Source organism: Proteiniborus sp. MB09-C3 (assembly GCF_030263895.1).
In the GTDB taxonomy this organism is placed as follows: Bacteria; Bacillota; Clostridia; order Tissierellales; family Proteiniboraceae; genus Proteiniborus.
In genome coordinates this window covers 1,400,931-1,419,254 of record NZ_CP127161.1, presented here as the reverse complement: position 1 = coordinate 1,419,254, position 18,324 = coordinate 1,400,931, and the positions used below count along the sequence as shown (strand labels likewise).

Sequence of the window (18,324 nt, the reverse complement as noted above, 5' to 3'; positions counted from 1 at the left end):
GAATGTATTATTTGTATAATCTAATGGAAAAATACCTACATAATAGAGTATTTGAGATTCTAAAAGGTAACATGGTTTGACATTATGAATTGCAATAATTATTTTTCAAAGTATTGCATCCCAAAAGCCAGATGCAATATTAAATCAATGATATTGTTGCAATTCATGAATCAAGGAAATATTTTGCTTGTAAAATTATTTTTGCAAAATATATAGTATATAAGAAAGTAGGAACTGACATGGAAAAAAGGTATCTTGCACCTTCAGAAGTGGCACAGGCAATCATTGCTTCATCAGAAACAAAGGCTAGCTTATCCATAACAAGAATGCTGATTCTAGGAATAATGGCTGGAATTTATATAGGTCTTGGAGGATATGCGTATATTGTAGTTATGCAGACTTTAGGTAATATAGATGCTGGTTTAATGAAATTTTTTGGTGCTTTTGTATTTCCCGTAGGCTTAATGCTAGTAGTTTTTTCAGGAAGTGAGCTTTTCACTGGAAACAATCTCATGACAATGGGGTTAATGGACAAGAAAATAACCTTAACTGGGATGCTGAAAAATTGGATTTTCGTTTATATAGGAAATTTTATAGGTTCAGTAATTTTAGCATATATAATATATAAATCCCAATTAGTAAGTAAAGACATATTGGCAACTACTCTTGATTTAGGTCTTGCAAAAACATCTCTAAGCTTTCAAGCAGCTTTTCTTAGAGGTGTTCTATGTAATATATTAGTTGTTCTCGCTGTATGGACTGCCTCCGCATCTCTTGATATTGGATCAAGAATACTATCAGTATGGTTTCCAGTTATGCTTTTTATACTATCTGGATTTGAGCACTGTGTAGCCAATATGTTTACACTTCCCTTAGCTAGGTTCTCTGGGCTTAATATTACTTGGAGCCATATTTGGATAACTAATCTTATTCCAGTAACTTTGGGAAACATAGTTGGAGGCGGAATAATTATCCCTGTGGCATATTATATTACTTATATCTTACCTGCAAAGAAAGACTCACAATAAAAATACTCCCATAAGATGAATCCACTGAAAAATACTATTACGTCTTCCTGAAAGCTATCGAAGAATCTCTATTGTATTAAAAGCATGAGATTCTTCGACTCTGCAACTCTTTTCACTGTATTTTATCACATCTATATAGTCATATTTTCAACAAAAAAGCTTAGTATCTTTAAAGTAATCCTGTCTATATTAGGATATAAATTGCGAACTGAATTCACAAATTCTTGACTTTCCACAGGAACCTTTAAAAGTATATCTCCTGTTCCTTTTGTTTTAAATACTGTAACTATGCCTTTTGCCACATCACCAATAGCTACATTTGCTCGAGCATATCCTCCCATCGCAAAATGCTGCGCTATTGCAGAGCCTCCTATAGCCATATAGTACCCAAAAGCAGCTCCTCCTGCTGCAAAGCCTAATGAGCCTGCAAGACCTCCTAGGGCTATTAATAACCCTAATGAAACGCCACCAAAACTGATTAATCCAATTGATATTCCCCCTAGGCTTAATACACCAATGGAAATTCCCCCAATTGCAATTATTCCCTTTGCAACCCCATTTCTTCTATTATTGATATGAACTAATGGTATTCCAAAAATTTTCGTTTCAGATTTATATTCAAAGTGCGAATAATAGTCTCCATAGTCACACTTAGATCCTATATTCTCTCTAAATTCCTTTGCAACCTCATATGGATCTCCCATTAGCTTCCAAGGGTCTTCTTCCCCTGTCTCTAGGGACTTCACTTGAATATGATTAAGCAAATCCTCTTGTATCTTTTTTCGTGTTTTCGTATTGCAGCTTATATTCTTGATTACGGATTTTATATACCTTTCATGACTTATATTTTTCATTAAAAAGACTCTCCTTTCAATATACTCTTAGTTCCCATTAAAAAATCATTCCATTCCTCAGCATATACCTTTAGTACTGCTATGCCCTTATTAGTAATTTTATAATACTTTCTAGGTACAGTTCTTTTATAAGGCTCTTTATTCCAATAGCTTTCTATAAGCCCCTCATCTTCTAATCTATATAACACGGGATAAAGAGAGCCTTCCTTCAGCTTAAAGTATCCATTACTTTTTTCGTCTATAATTTGAATCATTTCATATCCGTACATGTCCTTTTCATTTATCATTTTTAGAATTACAATGTTAAGAACCCCTTTTTTCAACTGTTTCTCTAGTTCACTCATTATTTCACCTCACATAAACTATACTTAGTAATGCTAAGTATAGTATGACACTAAGTATTTAATTATGCAAGTACTTTTTTGAAAAATTAAGCAAAAAAATAAGAGCAAGATTTATCATGACAATATTGAAATATCATGATAAATCTTGCTTTTAATAAAAATACCTATCTTATTCAAATGTACCCTTCACCCTTACTTCTCCATTTTGATACATTACTTTCCCTTTAGCCATTACAGTATTTATATTTAAATCCTCTTTATTTAATAATACTATATCTGCATCCTTACCTACTTCTATGCTTCCTTTACTCTTAAGCATATAATTGTTTGCAGGATTTAAGGTGATAACCCTTAAGGCATCTTCAATTGCTACTTTCTCGCTTAATATTGCTTCCCTTACAGCAGTATATAGGGAAGTTACTTTTCCAACGCCTAACCCTACATACCTTTTTTGTTCATCAAAAATAGGTAGACTTCCTTGTCCATCAGAGGTAAATGTTATATTTTCAATATTTACTCCTTCTTCTAGCATCACTTTCAATGCTTTACCTGGTGTAAGCTCTTTTTCATCAGATGAGCCTGCTGTACTTGTAGTAAAATCTACAAGTCCTCCACTTCTTGCATAATCTATAGAGATTTTGAACAGCTCTGGATTACGTAATATATGTGTCAATACAAATTGTCTTGGCGGTATTTCTGTCTTTTCTATTATTTCCTGTATGAAGCTAATATTTCTATGTCCATCTCCCATATGTATGTTTACAATTCCCGCCTTGCCAGACAGTATGCCTCCTACTCTAGCCTCGGCAGCAATTTTTGCAATATCCTCCATTGTAGGCTGCGAAGATCTATGGTCTGACAAAGCTACCTCTCCTACACCTATTATCTTATCTATGAGTATAATATCATCCTGAATGCTGCCTGTCACAGTTCTAACTGGAACCTGATATGAACCTGTTAAAACATAGCAGCTTATGCCTTCCTCTTCTAGTGCATAAGCCTTTGCCAACAAGTTCGACATAGTCCTTGTAGTTCCGTCTGTCCCTAAAACTCCAATTACTGTAGTTACTCCGCCCTTTGTAATATCAGAAAGCTGTATTTCTGGCGTTCTGGTTTTAAATCCACCTTCTCCGCCGCCACCAGTTATATGAACATGACCATCTATAAACCCTGGAGTTACTAGGCTTTCTGCTGCATCTATAATCTGGATATCTAAGAAATCATCTGGTATATTTATACAATCATCTATGTATCCGATTTTATCTCCCGTTAACAATATATCCTTTTTACCTAAATATTTTGGTGAATATATCTCTCCGTTTTTGATTAATTTAAGCATTTAAGTCCTCCTCTGAATCAGTAATTTTACTCTCTTACCTTTCCAAGTTTGCCCTTATTAACTGAGATTAATAACTATAGTTAAGTAGCTTTTAAAGCTTAAGATGTATTAAAATCAGTAATAAAACTTATGGGAGATATTCTAAATACAATAAAGACTCCTTTTTAGGAGTCTACACTGGCTTCAATAAATTCACTTCTATTTCATCTCCTGCTTGGAAGGGATTCATTCCTGGCTTTGTATGAACAAATCCATTAGCTTTTAAACAATCAGGAACGCCATTCTTTTTAAAGCTTAATAGGTTTACTAGTAGGTCTCCCTCCTCGTTCCTTTCAACCTGTGCCCCTAAAAGAAATTGGAAATGTGTAGGCGCTTGAACTGACTCCTTTAACTTTGCCTTTACTTTATAATAGTATGGCTCTTGAGCTCCTGTCAAGTACCTTATACAAGGGCCTATTAACCATTGAAGAACATTAAAGCATCCATAGGCTGGTCCTGGCACAATGAACACTGGCTTGTTTTCTATCTTTGCCATGGCAGCAGGTCTTCCTGGCCCACATTGAGTCCAATGAAAGAATACCTCACCCATTTCCTCTAAAATACGAAGGTTGAAATCCTCTTCTCCCTTGGAGGAGCCACCATTGATAAGAACCATATCTCCTTCCTTTAAGGCCTTTTTCACAGCTGCTCTTAAGGATTCTGGGTCATCCTTTGTTATGGGATAAAGAATTGGTACTGCACCAAAATCCTCTAATAGTACCTCTGCCATGGGACTATTGCTATCGATATTTTCTCCTCGAGAAAGCTTAGTTCCTACACCAACTAGCTCTGAGCCAGTTGGAATGAATACTACCTTAGGCTTTTTATACACTTTAACTTCTCCATGATTTCCCATTGCCAACAATGCAAGCGCGGTTGCGTTTAAGCGACTTCCCTTTTCTAATAAAAGAGTATTCTCCTTAATGGTAGAGCCTCTATGCCTAACATTCATTCCTTTTTCAAAAGGAAAGTCCTCCCTCCAAGAAAGCTTGCCATCTTCCATATTCACCTTTTCAATAGCAATTACCGTATCAAAATCATCGGAAAAGTCATCTCCTGTGTCTGCCCTTATATAATCCTTTCCATAAACCCAATGACTAGGGTCCTTAGTATAATTGTCTCCTTTTATGGCTATTCCATCCATCATGGAAGCCCTAACTACTGGAATGGATTCTTTAGCATATAATGTATCACCTAAAATTCGTGTGTTTGCTTCTTCTAGAGGAATAACCTCCATGCCTTGAGGCTGCCACTGATGTTGAAAAAGTGCAATAGCCTCCTGAACACTTATATTCTCAATCATTTATTCTCCTCCTATACTTACCATAACACCAGAACGAAATATGGTACCTTTTTCTCCTCTTAAAACAACTTCATTTAGTAAATCTCTTTCTAAAACACAAAAGCCAGAAAGATTATTAGCTCCCCATTGAAATAACTTTGGAGATAAACAAATACTTGGCCCTACAATACTAATCTTTGCATTATCCTTGGCAAGAGCAAGAAGTCGAGGCAAAGTCTTATTGGTCAAGGTCATTCCTGTGATAAAGAGATAATCCTGCTCTGGAAGAATGTATTCACAGGCTGTATCTGGATAATCTCCTTTTTGAGGATTTCTTTCCAATATGCTTAAATCACAAATAGGCCCAAGCTCCTTTTCAATGTGGGGAAAATGACCAATTATGGCTACTTTCTTCCCTGTTATCTCTTTTCGAAAGGCTATGAAGGCTTCCTTTTTTACCCTTTCCTTGTGAGTTAAATCCTCAAGAGTAATACCCTTAAAGCCTCCCTGTGCCTTAACCTTATGAAATGTATTGTAATAACAGTTTAGGGCAGCAGCTCCTACGGAAGCCTCTATAAAATCCCAGGATTTAACAAGGGCTGCCACATCCTTTAGTGGCAGTCCTTTATAATTTCCATGGGATAAAAGCCTTGGTCCGCTTTGCTTCACTGTCATGGCAACACCAGTTTGATCTCCAGACCATACTTGCGTCCAGCCAAGACCAATAGCAAAATAATCTACCATAAGCTCATTTGGAATTTCCTCAATTAATTCATCATATAGTTCCCATGATTCTCTCATTTATTTTCCTCCTAACATGTCCTTTGCTTCCTCAGCGGACAAATCCACCTGATAGAATAATTTAAAGAACTTTTGCACCTCAGAAGTCATATCATATGAGAATACTTCTGGATACAGAATATTAGCTACATAACGTAAGCCTAAATACTGCTGTGAAGAAGGTGGACGATCAATCCAGCTAAAAGGTAAGCTTGGTGCCTCGTAAACCTTTCCATTTTTTACGGCTTCTATATTAGACCAATTTTTATTGGTAATAATCTCTTTATAAGGGCTAGCTTTACCCTCGCTCATGAAAATCACATCAGGATTCCAAGCCAAAATTTGCTCAAGAGTAACTGGAGTCATACCAGAACCGGGAGTATTATCTACATTAGCTACATTTTTTGCTCCTGCATATTTGAATACAGCAGCATGAGAAGATGTTTCTGGCTCTGTTGCCAATCCATTTTCCTTTTCAGCATAGTATAATGTGACTCTCTTGTCTTCTGGAATAGTCTCTACTTTTTCTTGTACCTCTTTATAAGTTTCCTCGCAATATTTTGCAAGCTCCTCGCAGCGTTCTTCTTCACCAAAGACCTTACCTAAAAAGCGGTAGGCTTCTGCCCTTTGATCAAATTGTCCATTGACTACAATAACAGGTATCTTTAGCTGCTCCTGCAATTCATCAGCAGATTGCTTTGATTTTTCGTCTAGCTTCATAGGTCCCATGGAAATAAAGACCTGAGCCCCTGTAGCTAAAACCTGCTCAGGGTTAATTTTTGCCCCTCCATCAAAATTGCCCATGACCTCCAATCCTTCTGCCTTTGGCATAAATCTTAACTGATCTGGTCTAAGCTCTGAAACAACGCCTGCCATCTTATCTGGATTGATTGTATATACCATTAACTGAGCTAAAGGACTTGGGAAATAGACTTTCTTAAGCTCTTGGGGAGAAGGAATTTCTAACTCTCTCCCATTCATGTCCGTAATCTTGACGGTTTTTGCTATAGTTTCCTTTTCTTTTAGTCCTTCATCTTGAACAGTTCCCGTATTTTCTGGTGCTTCCGTCTTTTGACAGCCTGTAAATAACATTGAAGTACTTAACACCATTGCTAACAAAAGAATCAGAAACTGTTTTTTAGTACTTTTCATTAAATCTCCTCCTAATTTATGATTGTCTTTCTTTTTTGGGGAATGCACACCATGTTTTCTTCTCCTTCTTCCATGAGGGGAGCTACTATAACTGGTAGCCCATAAAGCCTTTCTAGGTTCTCCTTGGTCATGACCTTTTTGGGCTCTCCTTTGACTAAGACCCTTCCTTTTTCCATTAGAAGAACCCTATGTGCTGCAAAAAAACAATGAGATGGATCATGGGTGACCATTAGCACTCCAAGACCCATAGTTACGCAAAGCTCTTTAATCTGACCAAGTACATGATATTGATTTCTATAGTCTAGATTGGAACAAGGCTCGTCCATGACTAGAAAGCTTGATTCCTGAGCAAGTGCCCTAGCTATGATTACTAGCTGTTGCTGTCCTCCTGAAAGCTGAGTATAGGGTATTTTTGCTAAATGTAGAATACCAACCTGCTCCATACATGTATTTGCTATTTCTATATCCTCTTTTTTTTCCATTGAGAGCTGCCCTAAATGCGGAGTTCTTCCCATTCTCACCACATCCTCTACTGTGAAAGGAAATGGTGAACTATGAGCTTGTGGAATATAGGCGATATATTTAGCCCTTTCTGGCTCCTTAAGTCCTAAAATATTCACGCCACCACAGCTTACAAGACCTTTTCTTGCAGGAATAAGGCCAAGAATAGTTTTTAAAAGAGTAGTTTTCCCACAGCCATTAGCACCTAAAATACAGGCAAAGCTTCCTCTTTCTAATTCCAAGGATACTTCTTTTACAATATCTGTCCCTTTTCCATATCCAGAGACAATATTTTCTACAATTAACTTTTCCATTATGCCCTCCCTGCCTTTTGTTTAAAAATGATGACAAAGAAGGGAATTCCCAGTATAGAAGTCAGAAGTCCTATGGGCAGCTCTACAGCAAAGGCATTACGACAGATAGTATCGCAAATCAGTAAAAAGCTGCTGCCAATAAGAGCTGAAACTGGTATCAATGCCCTATAATTAGGCCCTGTTAGGGATCTTGCTAAATGAGGAACGATTAAGCCTATCCATCCAATTTGCCCACAAATGGAGACACTAGAAGCTGTGATTAAGGTACAAGCTCCAATGACCTCCAAACGAACTCTTTTTGTATTGATACCCATAGCCCTTGCTTCCTCTTCGCCAAAGGAAGCAACATTTAACCGTTGTCGGTTAACAAATAAAAAGATACCTGAAATAACCAAAGGAATTCCTACCTGAATCATATGGGAAGGTATCACATCAGTAAATGTTCCCATAAGCCAAAATGTAATAGCTGGTAAGGTTTGCTCTGGATCTGATAGATATTTGATGATGGAAAGACCTGCATTAAAAAGAGCCTTCACCAGCATTCCTCCAAGTACAAGGGCCAATATAGGATCGTATTTCACCATTTTCTCAAAGCGGGTAGCTAAAAAAACAGATAATAGTCCTCCTACAAAAGCATATAATTGAATAACGGAAATAGGCTGCTGAGCTATTATGCCCATTGCTGCTCCAAAGCTTGCTCCTGCTGTGGCTCCTAAAATATCTGGAGAAACTAAGGGGTTTCGGAACATACCCTGATAAGCTGAGCCTGCCATACTAATGCCTGCACCTACCATTATGACTACTATCACTCTTGGTATCCTTATTTCAAAAAGGACGGTGCTCATATTGGGATCTATAATTTGAGTTGGATCATTTATGTACCAATAGATAGTTTTTAATAAATCATCTAGTCCAATAGGATAGCGTCCAAGTGTAAAAGATATAAGTCCTAGAAGTATGGGAATAGGTATAAGTAAGGGCCAGTGGCTCTTGAAAAATTCCTGATGCTTTAGCCTCATAGCCTTTCTCCTTTTTTCCAGAGTATCCAATGACCATCACCTAAATGGCTATATATTTCATAGGAATCTCCGTAGGCTTCAAATAATCTTTCATACTCCCAATCTTCAAGCTTCTTCGAGGGTATTTTCTTTATACTTGAAGGATCCATGTTATAATTGTCAGGAAACCATTCATTATCCTCCTTAAGTCTCCTTTCCTGAAAAGCTGCAGAGCCTCGTCCTCCTCCTATATATGCTATTCCATCGGGCTTGAGAATTCGGCGAATTTCTTTTAATGCTTCTTCCTGGTTTTCCCAAAATCGAATGGATCCTCGGCTTATAATAAGGTCGTAGGAACTCTCTTTTAGGGGAATTTCATGAATATCCGCCTTAATAATATGTACTTGGGTATTTGGATGCTCCTTATGGATTCTCTCCTTGGCTTTTTCAAGACCATCCTCTCTAAGGTCCAAAAGAGATATTTCTTTTAAGGGTATTTTTCTTAAAAAAGCGAGGCTTAAGCCTCCTGGCCCACTTCCAATATCTAAAACCGCAGGGTTGTCCCTTGTAAATAGACTTTTATCTATAGTCTCACATCGAGCAACAAGTGTCTTTACAATATCATCATACATTGCCCTGTTCCAAGGTGATTGACTGGCTTTATCAAAATCAGTGTAGTCCAATACCTTTGTCCTCCTTTGCTAATCTTTTGTATTGTTATGCTTTGCTTATGCTTCTTTCATTATACTTCTTCCGTTATATTTTTTCAAGGATAACCGTTATATATAGTAGATTTTTTATCAATGTTCTAAAATTCTTTGAATACATCTGCCTGTTTTATCACATCCTAAATATTAATTTCAAACGCACTTTCCTTAATAAAGAATACTAATGTTAACTTGTTTTTGGAGATTCTATTATGTTAGATGATTGACAACTCCATAAGGATTATTAAAATAATCTCAAACTTTAATTTTTACTCTATCAAAAAATATAAAGAAGCAGGTTGGCTAGTTTAGATAAGTTAATTTCCAAACTTTATCTTCTTAGCCTTGATAACCTGCTTTCATAGTCAAGCACTTGTATCTTGACTTTGTTTGCCTAATAAAAATTAATAGGGGATAACTGAAGCCACTGAAAAACTTTAATTTTCTTGCTTGTCATTCTGAAGTGTAATTGAAGATGTATGTTTTCAATACATGAGAGATCCTTCGTTAACTCTCAGTATGACAAAAGAGAACTTTTTCAGTGGCCTTGGAATAACTCTCTCTCTTTTTTTGATACTTAATCTAAAGGCCAATCGAGAAATATCTAAAAACCGAAGCGGCGGTATTGATATACTCATTAAATTCTAATAATAGCAGACACCAAAATTGGCACAGAAGTAGACAATATTACTCCACTAACAAATGCTATTATTGCAGTTTGTGGATTTGTAGACTTTGCTATTAGTGGCAGTGATGTATCCATTGATGTGGCTCCTGCTGGAGCTATGCTTTCAATATCGCCTATATATTTTGCTATAAAGGGTATTGTTAGCAGCGCTATAATCTCCCTAGTTACATTTGATATAAAGGCAAGTGCACTAAGCTTTGATGAATATGTGGCCAGCATCATTGAAGATAAGGAGTACCAGCCTAAGCCTGCTCCCACTGCTCCAGCTTCATTTGCTGGCATACCTAATAGAAATCCTGCCAGAATACTTCCAAATATGCTTCCTACTATAATCATTGCAGGAACTAAAAGTACTCTAAATCCAATCCTTCTTATTTTATTAAAAACATCCTTGTTTTTTCCTATATCAATACCAACAAAAAATAATAACAAACACAATCCTATATCTAAAATATAATCTGTATATTGTAGCACTTCACTAGGCAGTATAAAATATCCTGCTCCTACGCCTGCTGCTACTGCCAATATAATCTTAAAGCTCATTCTTCTGCTCCCCTTGATGTATATTTTTCAGTACAAACCCCTTAACTAGCTTCACTAATAAGACACTAAATGTAATAGTAAAAATAGAAATCACTAAAGCCTGAAATCCTAATTCAAAAAATGAGGAGATTACTTTTTCATCTAATCCCATCCTAAGTCCCATAATAAAAAGTAAAAATAAAAGACATATAGTCTGGATAGTGCCAAGCTTCGAATCAAGCCTTTTCCCACCATAATCCTTATATCCAAAAAATCCACCAATAATCAAAATTCCTAAATACAATAGTAATCTAACATTCATCAATTTTCCCCTTTCTTTTTTCTTATAGAATTAGATTATCATTAGTATCTATATATGGTCAATAAGTTAACTGATAAAATTAGTTCTACTTAAATCTTATAGGTTTATATATCATTTTTATTTACTAAACCTTTTCAACCTTGCATTTTTAGGGTATATTATTATGTGTATGTTAAAGTAATCAAAAGGACGTGAAAAAATGTTATATATTAAAAATGAATCTAATAATCCATACTTTAATCTTGCATTAGAAGAATATGCCCTTAAGAATTTAAATTTTAGGGATGACATCATAATATTATGGATAAATGAGCCAACTGTGGTTATCGGAAGAAATCAAAATACTATTGAAGAAATAAATAGTAAATTTATTAAGGAGCATAATATCAACGTAGTAAGAAGAATGTCTGGCGGTGGAGCTGTTTACCATGATCACGGAAATGTAAACTATACCTTTATCACTTCCAGTGAAGGCGATAGCGCTAATAACTTTAGAAAATTTACTCAGCCAGTTATTGATCTCCTAGATAAGCTTGGTGTTAAGGCAGAATTTTCAGGAAGAAATGATATCACTATAGATGGTAAAAAGGTTTCTGGCACTGCTCAATACTATTTTAAGGATAGAATGCTTCATCATGGAGCTATATTGTTCAATACTGATCTGAATATACTTAAAGATGTGCTGAATGTAAAGCTGGATAAAATAGAATCAAAAGGAATAAAATCTGTTAGAAGCAGAGTAGCAAATGTTTATGAATACTTGCCTAGTAAAATGAGTCCTGATGAATTTAAAGAAGCACTTTCTAAATTCATACTTAGTGCTAGTGACGAAAATAAAGAATATGTTCTAACAGACGAAGATATTGCTGCTATAAATAAAATGAAGGATGAAAAATATAGTACTTGGGAGTGGGTTTATGGTGAATCTCCTAATTTTGACCTTCAAAAATCTAAAAGGTATGCAGGTGGCGGCTTAGATATAAGACTTAATATTCAAAATGGAATTATTAAAGAATGTAAAATTTTTGGTGATTTCTTTGGTAAAAAGGATAAATCAGAATTAGAAAAACTCTTAATTGGAACTAGCTTCAAAGAGGATTCTGTAAGAGATATACTTAATTCTGCAAGCTTTGAAGATTATTTTTACGGAATAACTATTGATGATTTTATTGATTGTATGTTTTTTGAGTAAATATAGTTAAATTGAGTAAGCATAGTTAAATAAAAAGACTGCTGCACATTCATCTGACAAAATAGTCGGATGTGCAATGAACACTGAAAAAGTCTGTTTTTTTGTTTGTCATTCTGAGACGCAGTCGAAGAATCTTATGTTTTCAATGCATGAAAGATCCTTCGCTGATGCTCAGGATGACAAAAAGGACTTTTTCAATGGCCTCGCTGTGCAACAGTCTTTTATTATGTTTTACATACTTCTATAGTCCAGAGTTTATATCCTCTATCATTATCCTTGTTCCTGTTAACCCTCCTGAAGCTACATACCATACCTGAGCATTCAGATATATTATTTTATCATTTTTATAGGCCTCTGTCTGTTTTACAATTTCATTATCAAAAATCTGCTCTGCTGTCACACTTCCTCCAGTAATTGCTGCCCTATCTATAATGAATATATAATCTGGATTCTTCTCCAAAATATACTCAAATGTAATACTATTTCCGTGATTAACCAACGGAATGTCCTTATCCACTGGAGCAATACCAAAATCTCCGTGTATAATGCCAAATCTAGAGCCTTCTCCAAATGCACTGATATTTCCATCATTAGCCATGATAATTAATGCATTCTTTCCACTTTCAATTGCTTTTTTATTTAAATCTTCAATTGACTTGTTGAGGCTCGCAAGCTCTTCTTCTACAAATTTTTCTTTACCAAATATCTCCCCTAAAATCTTAAGATTTTTAGTAACTGACACCATATAATCGGCACCATCTACTTCTAGAAATACAGTTGGAGCAATTTTAGCAAGCTCTTCATATACTTCTGCCTGCCTTGCTGAGACAAATATTACATCTGGTTTAAGCTCAAATATCTTTTCAAAATTAGGCTCGAATAATGTTCCTACATCTTCATATTTCTCATCATTAAATTTTTCAAGAAATGTAGGTATATTAGATTTTGGGAGACCGATTATTTCAACTCCCATTTCATCTAATGAGTCTAGAGTAGCATAATCAAAAACTATTACTCTCTCTGGATTCTTGTTTACTACAACTTCTCCTAGCTTATGAGAAACAACTATTTCTGTCTTTTCATCATCAGTATTATTAGAAGCATCTTGTTTGTCTATTTGACTATTGTTATCTGGGTTAGTATCTACCGGTTTAGTACCACAGGCAGTAAGTATAAAAATAGCTATAATTAACAGTAATGATATAAATAATCCTTTTTTCTTCATCATTTTCTCCACCTCTTATCTTTTTTGTTGTTATATTTTTTTGAAGCTCCTTTAATGGTAATAAACACAGATTCTATTATTTTCTATGTTTTTGACACTAAAGTCCATTTCATATATTTCTTCTAACACATCTTCGTCTATAATCTCGCTTACTCCTCCCTCCTTGGCTATTTTGCCATTGTTTAAAGCTACAATATGATCAGAATAACATGAGGCAAAGTTAATATCATGTATAACTATTGCAACTGTTTTTCCAAGCTCATCTACTAGACGTCTTAGCGTTTTCATGATTTCTACGGAATGCTTCATATCCAAATTATTTAAAGGCTCATCTAAGAGAATGTATTCCGTATTTTGAGCTATTGTCATGGCTATGTAAGCCCTCTGTCTCTGCCCACCACTTAACTGATCTAAGTACTTATGCTGTATGTCCTCCAGCTTCATATAGCTTATAGCATTATCTACATGCTTCCAGTCCTCGGCAGTAAGCTTTCCTTCACAATAAGGAAAACGTCCAAAACTCACAAGCTCTCTAATAGTTAATCTTATATTAATATGGTTTGACTGCTTTAAAATAGATATTTTTTTAGCCAATTCCTTGCTATCCCACTGACTAATTTCCTTGCCTTCAATAAAAACCTTGCCATCATTTTTATCAATTATTCTACTGACTATTGATAATAAGGTACTTTTACCAGCACCATTAGGACCAATGAATGAGGTTATCTTTCCTTTTTCTATTTTTACGCTAACATTATCAACAACATTTTTACTTCCATATTGTTTAGTTACATTTTTTACATCTATCATAGCCTTTCCTCCCTCAATAATAGATATATAAAGTAAAGTCCTCCAATTAAGTTAATCACTACACTTATAGGGGTGCTAAAGTTCATTATTCTTTCAGCAATTAATTGGCCTCCCACAAGAGTGATAGAACTAATTAACATGGAGCCTATAATCAGGTACTTATGCTTATAAGTATTTAAGAATTCATGAGTAATATTTACAACTAATAACCCTAAAAAGGTTATTGGCCCAACTAAAGCTGTAGATATAGATACTAAAATAGAAATAACAATGAGCATTTTCTTTACAACTTTATCATATTCTACTCCAAGATTAATGGCATTTTCTCTGCCTAATGACAAAACATCCAAGCTTCTTAAATGCTTATAGGTATAACCCATTGTCAATAGCATTCCTAATGCTGCAAGCCATAGAAGCTTTGTATTTATATTATTAAAGCTTGCAAACATACTGTTCTGAACAATAGAAAATTCATTAGGATCTATTAGAACCTGCATAAAGGATGATAAGCTTTGAAAAAATGTTCCAAAGACTAAACCTAATAGAAGAAGAAAAAATATATTATTGCCTTCTCTTTTGAAAAGCAATTTAAACAAGATAATCGAAAATAAGCTCATACATCCAGTAGCTAAAATAAAATTAAAGCTTTCCCCAGCTCTAGCTATGGTACTTGACCCAAATACAAATACTATAAAGGTTTGTATAAACATATATAGAGAATCTAAGCCCAGTACACTAGGGGTTAATATTCGATTGTTTGTTATAGTCTGAAATACCATAGACGAGAATGCTATAGCACTTCCTGTTAATATGATTGCAATTATCTTTGGTATACGTCTAGACAATGCGTACTCCCAGTTTCTACTGTTTAGTCCTATGATGACAAAAAGTGCAATCAGTACTAACAGCAAGGCTGATAGGAAGTATATCTTCTTTTTAGACTTCATTATGTATTCCTCCTAACAAGCAGCAAGTAAAGAAAAATTAAACTTCCTATAACACCTACAGTTAATCCAATAGGGATTTCATAAGGATATATTATTAAGCGGCCTAATATATCACAAAACAAAAGAAATACCGCACCAAATAAAGCTGTAGGCAGAATGTTTTTCTTTAGATTGTCCCCTTGATACATAGTAACTATATTAGGTATTACAAGACCCAAAAAAGGTATTTTTCCTACTGTAATGACGACTATGGATGATATCAAGGCTACAATAGAAATTCCAATATTTACAACACTATTGTAGTTTAAACCTAAGTTCGTAGAGAAATCTTCACCCATGCCAGCTAGAGTAAACTTGTTTGCATACATAAAAGCAATAAAAACAAGTGGAATACTAATATATAGAAGCTCATATCTTCCTTTAATCACCATAGAAAAGCTGCCCTGTAGCCATGAAGATATGTTTTGTACAAGATCATACTTATATGCAAAAAATGTTGTTACGGAATCTATGACCTTTCCAAGCATTATGCCTAAAAGCGGTATAATTATTGCGTTTTTATATTTTAGCTTTTTTAATATGGTCATAAATAAAAAGCTCCCTGCCAGTGAAAATACAAAAGAAACTATCATCTTTGTAAAAGTATTTGCAGCAGAAAATATTATTAGTGAAACCAAAATACCAAGCTTTGCAGAATCTATAGTCGCAGCTGTAGTTGGTGATACAAATTTATTTTGAGTTATTTGCTGCATTATGAGTCCACTTATACTCATACCTATACCTGCTGCGATTATACTAATAAGTCTCGGCAGCCTACTTAGAAGCAGTATTTGAATCTTATCATCTCTAAGGTTTAATATGTCTAGGAAAGATATTTCCTTTACTCCGATGAATATAGAGGCTATAGATAGTATAATTAGTGCTGGTATTAAATATCTTTTCTTCATGATGTCTCTCCTCTTACTATGCCGCCTTTGTATTTGACATAAGGCAATAGGATTTGATATAATAAATGAAATTTGCAATTTTGATAATCATTTTCATTTGTATAAGCTTATCATTTAGGGTTTTTTTAATCTTAACTATATTTGTTTTTTTATAACTATATTTAGGTAAATTTAGAAAAGAAAAAAGGAGAATTTTTTGTGAGAAAAAAAGATATGAATAAAAAAATTTATAGCTTCCATGTAAAAAGGGCCATGGATTATACTAAGAACAACTATAAGACTTCTCTGAACCTTAGCAATATATCAAAGTACTTAGGTTTAAATAAATGCTATTTTTGCAATTTATTTAAAAAAGAAACTGGAAAAACTTATTCACAGTTTCTTAATGAAATTAGAATTGAAAAAAGTAAGGACCTCTTAGCAAATACAAATCTATCCATATTAGAAATAGCTCTTTCAGTAGGCTATAACAATCAAAACTATTATAATATGTCTTTCAAAAAAATAACTGGTCTTACACCTCTTAAATACAGAAATATTTCTTGCTAATCCAAGAATATAGTCTTGCTCCATGAAATTAAGCCACTATTTTTGATTGATTAAATAGTAAAAAATTAGCGCAATATTATTATTCTCTTATTTCAAAGCTTCGATTTAATTCTATTTTATATCTTCTTTTTGGAAATATAATATACTTGATAAAATACTTATGAAACAAACAAGCCCAACGATTGTAAAAACTATTCCCGGCGTACTTCCAGAGCTTTGTATGCGCCCGTTTAGCAATAGATATGTGGCTGTCCACGGAAAGTAACCTGCTATTGGAGAATTTGTTAATATTACATTCCCTAATGCAATAATAGAAGCTACGATAATTGGAGCTACCAAACCCTTTGAATATATTGCCAAGAATGCAAAGGGTGTTATAGTTGCATACAATAATATACTCCCATATATTATTTTAAAAAGAAAGTAAAGAGCTGTTAAAAAATTTAATTCCGATATTTCAAATACTATGTTACAAATAGCAGCCAAAATGAAAATTTCAGCCCATGAAAGTATCATTAGAAATAATAGGCAAAGAAATAAGGTCATAAACTTGCTGGCTAAAAATCTTCTTTTAGTTATGGGAACAACAAATAAGGTTTTTAAGGTTTTCTCGGCGTATTCTCTACTGAACAAATAAGCAGCTATAATAGAAAATACAAGTGGTCCAAATAACAACATCAAAAACATAATTCCATTGTCATATAAACCAAATAGTGAAATAGCCTTTTCGGGGTATACGAAATGATTTTGTATTCCATGCATAATTGTCAATAATGGAGTTCCCAATGTTCCTACTAAAGCAATTATACATATTTTTGAACGTTTTAGCTTCAAAAATTCGCAATAAATCATATTAACCAATTTTTCCACCGCCTATCAAATTGGAGAAATAATCCTCTAGTTTCTCCTCTTTAATATTTAATCTTGTGACAGATATATCATTTTGAGTAAAACTGCTATTTATCTCTGCACACTTATCTATTTCACTGAATAGGCGAATAAAACGATTATCGACTATTGTGTAATCGGTAATCTGGAACTGCCTTTCTAAGACTAATGTGGCTTTATTTACATCAGAAACTTCATACTCTGCATATCTGCGATTACGTTTATGTAATTCACCTATATCCGTTTCTTCAAGTAAATATCCCTGGTGCATGACCCCGATAATATCAGCAATTTGTTCAATTTCACTAAGCACATGACTGGATATAAGGACAGTGGTTCCCTTTTCCTTACATAGTTTTAACAGATAATTTCGGATCTCATGTATACCAATAGGGTCAAGCCCATTGATTGGTTCATCCAATATCAAGACTTCTGGTTCATGCATAATAGCAGCGGCAATTCCTAATCGTTGCTTCATACCCATAGAATATTTTCCAAAGGTTTTTTTCGTTTCTTTATCTAGCCCAACAATTTCAAGTGCGTGTGTTACGCTATCTTCTCTATGTCGCCCCCGCAGTCTTGCGAGAATTTCTAAATTTTCGCTTCCAGTTAAATTTTCATAGAAACTAGGAGTTTCAATAATCGCACCAATTCTTCGATATGTCTTTAATTGATTTGTTTTGTAATCGTCTCCAAATAGGGTAATCGTTCCAGAAGTTGGTTTTACTAGGTTTAGAATCATTTTCATAGTTGTTGTCTTTCCTGCACCATTTCTTCCTAAAAGTGCATAAATCTTACCTTGCGGAACATGAATATTTAAATGATTTACACTTATTTGATCCTCGTATTGCTTTGTTAAATCATTTGTTTCAATCACATAATTACTCATAAAATAA

At 34.4% G+C, this 18,324-nt stretch carries 20 protein-coding genes; 3 read left to right on the top strand and 17 right to left on the bottom strand.

Annotated features, from left to right (window positions below; all coding sequences use genetic code 11):
* The first annotated feature begins 239 nt into the window (after positions 1-239).
* Complete coding sequence (locus tag QO263_RS06860) at positions 240-1,028, top strand: formate/nitrite transporter family protein (RefSeq protein ID WP_285627996.1); 789 nt, start codon at positions 240-242, stop codon at positions 1,026-1,028.
* 131 nt (positions 1,029-1,159) lie between these two features.
* Here the strand turns inward: QO263_RS06860 and QO263_RS06855 are convergent, their stop codons facing one another.
* The 11 genes from QO263_RS06855 to QO263_RS06805 all read right to left on the bottom strand — a co-directional run bounded on the left by QO263_RS06855 (position 1,160) and on the right by QO263_RS06805 (position 10,870).
* Complete coding sequence (locus tag QO263_RS06855; protein ID WP_285627993.1) at positions 1,160-1,882, bottom strand: hypothetical protein; 723 nt, start codon at positions 1,880-1,882, stop codon at positions 1,160-1,162.
* Positions 1,882-2,226, bottom strand: coding sequence for a PadR family transcriptional regulator (locus tag QO263_RS06850; protein ID WP_285627991.1), 345 nt, complete (start codon positions 2,224-2,226; stop codon positions 1,882-1,884). The genes QO263_RS06855 and QO263_RS06850 overlap by 1 nt, the downstream gene beginning before the upstream one ends.
* A gap of 169 nt (positions 2,227-2,395) precedes the next feature.
* On the bottom strand, positions 2,396-3,565 hold the full coding sequence (gene iadA, locus QO263_RS06845) for a beta-aspartyl-peptidase (protein ID WP_285627989.1): 1,170 nt from the start codon (positions 3,563-3,565) through the stop codon (positions 2,396-2,398).
* Between the two features lie 172 nt (positions 3,566-3,737).
* A complete protein-coding gene (locus tag QO263_RS06840) occupies positions 3,738-4,907 on the bottom strand; it encodes a molybdopterin molybdotransferase MoeA (protein WP_285627987.1) in 1,170 nt (389 codons plus the stop codon).
* Positions 4,908-5,687 (bottom strand): Rossmann-like domain-containing protein, encoded by a 780-nt coding sequence (locus QO263_RS06835; protein WP_285627985.1) that lies wholly within the window; start codon positions 5,685-5,687, stop codon positions 4,908-4,910.
* A complete protein-coding gene (locus QO263_RS06830) occupies positions 5,688-6,818 on the bottom strand; it encodes an ABC transporter substrate-binding protein (RefSeq protein WP_285627983.1) in 1,131 nt (376 codons plus the stop codon).
* Positions 6,819-6,829: 11 nt separating this feature from the next.
* Complete coding sequence (locus QO263_RS06825) at positions 6,830-7,633, bottom strand: ABC transporter ATP-binding protein (RefSeq protein ID WP_285627982.1); 804 nt, start codon at positions 7,631-7,633, stop codon at positions 6,830-6,832.
* A complete protein-coding gene (locus tag QO263_RS06820; RefSeq protein ID WP_285627980.1) occupies positions 7,633-8,652 on the bottom strand; it encodes a FecCD family ABC transporter permease in 1,020 nt (339 codons plus the stop codon). Before QO263_RS06820 ends, QO263_RS06825 begins: the two co-directional genes overlap by 1 nt.
* Positions 8,649-9,314, bottom strand: coding sequence for a class I SAM-dependent methyltransferase (locus tag QO263_RS06815; protein ID WP_285627978.1), 666 nt, complete (start codon positions 9,312-9,314; stop codon positions 8,649-8,651). The genes QO263_RS06820 and QO263_RS06815 overlap by 4 nt, the downstream gene beginning before the upstream one ends.
* A gap of 661 nt (positions 9,315-9,975) precedes the next feature.
* Positions 9,976-10,569 carry a LysO family transporter gene (locus QO263_RS06810; protein WP_285627976.1) on the bottom strand — a complete coding sequence of 198 codons (594 nt, stop codon included), beginning with the start codon at positions 10,567-10,569 and terminating at the stop codon, positions 9,976-9,978.
* Entirely contained in the window at positions 10,559-10,870 is a 312-nt protein-coding gene (locus QO263_RS06805; protein WP_285627974.1) for a LysO family transporter, read from the bottom strand. Before QO263_RS06805 ends, QO263_RS06810 begins: the two co-directional genes overlap by 11 nt.
* Positions 10,871-11,069: 199 nt before the next feature.
* Here QO263_RS06805 and lplA point away from each other — a divergent pair, with 199 nt between their 5' ends.
* Complete coding sequence (lplA, locus tag QO263_RS06800; protein WP_285627971.1) at positions 11,070-12,062, top strand: lipoate--protein ligase; 993 nt, start codon at positions 11,070-11,072, stop codon at positions 12,060-12,062.
* 241 nt (positions 12,063-12,303) lie between these two features.
* On the opposite strand, the gene QO263_RS06795 is transcribed toward lplA, so the two are convergent.
* Genes QO263_RS06795 through QO263_RS06780 form a run of 4 tightly spaced genes read right to left on the bottom strand, consistent with a single transcriptional unit; the run spans position 12,304 to position 15,991 of the window.
* Complete coding sequence (locus QO263_RS06795; protein WP_285627970.1) at positions 12,304-13,290, bottom strand: siderophore ABC transporter substrate-binding protein; 987 nt, start codon at positions 13,288-13,290, stop codon at positions 12,304-12,306.
* Positions 13,291-13,338: 48 nt separating this feature from the next.
* The gene (locus tag QO263_RS06790) at positions 13,339-14,097 is read right to left on the bottom strand and encodes an iron ABC transporter ATP-binding protein (RefSeq protein WP_285627968.1); all 759 of its coding nucleotides are present in this window, start codon (positions 14,095-14,097) and stop codon (positions 13,339-13,341) included.
* Positions 14,094-15,044: an iron chelate uptake ABC transporter family permease subunit gene (locus tag QO263_RS06785; RefSeq protein WP_285627966.1), complete on the bottom strand. Its 951-nt coding sequence runs from the start codon at positions 15,042-15,044 to the stop codon at positions 14,094-14,096. The genes QO263_RS06790 and QO263_RS06785 overlap by 4 nt, the downstream gene beginning before the upstream one ends.
* Positions 15,044-15,991, bottom strand: a complete 948-nt coding sequence (locus tag QO263_RS06780; RefSeq protein WP_285627965.1) for an ABC transporter permease — start codon at positions 15,989-15,991, stop codon at positions 15,044-15,046. Before QO263_RS06780 ends, QO263_RS06785 begins: the two co-directional genes overlap by 1 nt.
* A 198-nt stretch (positions 15,992-16,189) precedes the next feature.
* On the opposite strand from QO263_RS06780, the gene QO263_RS06775 reads away from it, so the two are divergent.
* A complete protein-coding gene (locus QO263_RS06775) occupies positions 16,190-16,540 on the top strand; it encodes a helix-turn-helix domain-containing protein (protein WP_285627963.1) in 351 nt (116 codons plus the stop codon).
* A gap of 111 nt (positions 16,541-16,651) precedes the next feature.
* Here QO263_RS06775 and QO263_RS06770 read toward each other — a convergent pair whose 3' ends face one another.
* A complete protein-coding gene (locus tag QO263_RS06770; protein WP_285629228.1) occupies positions 16,652-17,392 on the bottom strand; it encodes an ABC transporter permease in 741 nt (246 codons plus the stop codon).
* A 1-nt stretch (position 17,393) separates the two neighbouring features.
* On the bottom strand, positions 17,394-18,317 hold the full coding sequence (locus QO263_RS06765; protein WP_285627959.1) for an ABC transporter ATP-binding protein: 924 nt from the start codon (positions 18,315-18,317) through the stop codon (positions 17,394-17,396).
* Positions 18,318-18,324 lie beyond the last annotated feature (7 nt).

Coding starts and splice junctions, on each gene's coding strand:
- QO263_RS06860 (WP_285627996.1), top strand. CDS start 240: ATGGAAAAAAGGTATCTTGCACCTTCAGAAGTGGCACAGGCAATCATT.
- QO263_RS06855 (WP_285627993.1), bottom strand. CDS start 1,882: ATGAAAAATATAAGTCATGAAAGGTATATAAAATCCGTAATCAAGAAT.
- QO263_RS06850 (WP_285627991.1), bottom strand. CDS start 2,226: ATGAGTGAACTAGAGAAACAGTTGAAAAAAGGGGTTCTTAACATTGTA.
- iadA (WP_285627989.1), bottom strand. CDS start 3,565: ATGCTTAAATTAATCAAAAACGGAGAGATATATTCACCAAAATATTTA.
- QO263_RS06840 (WP_285627987.1), bottom strand. CDS start 4,907: ATGATTGAGAATATAAGTGTTCAGGAGGCTATTGCACTTTTTCAACAT.
- QO263_RS06835 (WP_285627985.1), bottom strand. CDS start 5,687: ATGAGAGAATCATGGGAACTATATGATGAATTAATTGAGGAAATTCCA.
- QO263_RS06830 (WP_285627983.1), bottom strand. CDS start 6,818: ATGAAAAGTACTAAAAAACAGTTTCTGATTCTTTTGTTAGCAATGGTG.
- QO263_RS06825 (WP_285627982.1), bottom strand. CDS start 7,633: ATGGAAAAGTTAATTGTAGAAAATATTGTCTCTGGATATGGAAAAGGG.
- QO263_RS06820 (WP_285627980.1), bottom strand. CDS start 8,652: ATGAGGCTAAAGCATCAGGAATTTTTCAAGAGCCACTGGCCCTTACTT.
- QO263_RS06810 (WP_285627976.1), bottom strand. CDS start 10,569: ATGAGCTTTAAGATTATATTGGCAGTAGCAGCAGGCGTAGGAGCAGGA.
- QO263_RS06805 (WP_285627974.1), bottom strand. CDS start 10,870: ATGAATGTTAGATTACTATTGTATTTAGGAATTTTGATTATTGGTGGA.
- lplA (WP_285627971.1), top strand. CDS start 11,070: ATGTTATATATTAAAAATGAATCTAATAATCCATACTTTAATCTTGCA.
- QO263_RS06795 (WP_285627970.1), bottom strand. CDS start 13,290: ATGATGAAGAAAAAAGGATTATTTATATCATTACTGTTAATTATAGCT.
- QO263_RS06790 (WP_285627968.1), bottom strand. CDS start 14,097: ATGATAGATGTAAAAAATGTAACTAAACAATATGGAAGTAAAAATGTT.
- QO263_RS06785 (WP_285627966.1), bottom strand. CDS start 15,044: ATGAAGTCTAAAAAGAAGATATACTTCCTATCAGCCTTGCTGTTAGTA.
- QO263_RS06780 (WP_285627965.1), bottom strand. CDS start 15,991: ATGAAGAAAAGATATTTAATACCAGCACTAATTATACTATCTATAGCC.
- QO263_RS06770 (WP_285629228.1), bottom strand. CDS start 17,392: ATGATTTATTGCGAATTTTTGAAGCTAAAACGTTCAAAAATATGTATA.
- QO263_RS06765 (WP_285627959.1), bottom strand. CDS start 18,317: ATGAGTAATTATGTGATTGAAACAAATGATTTAACAAAGCAATACGAG.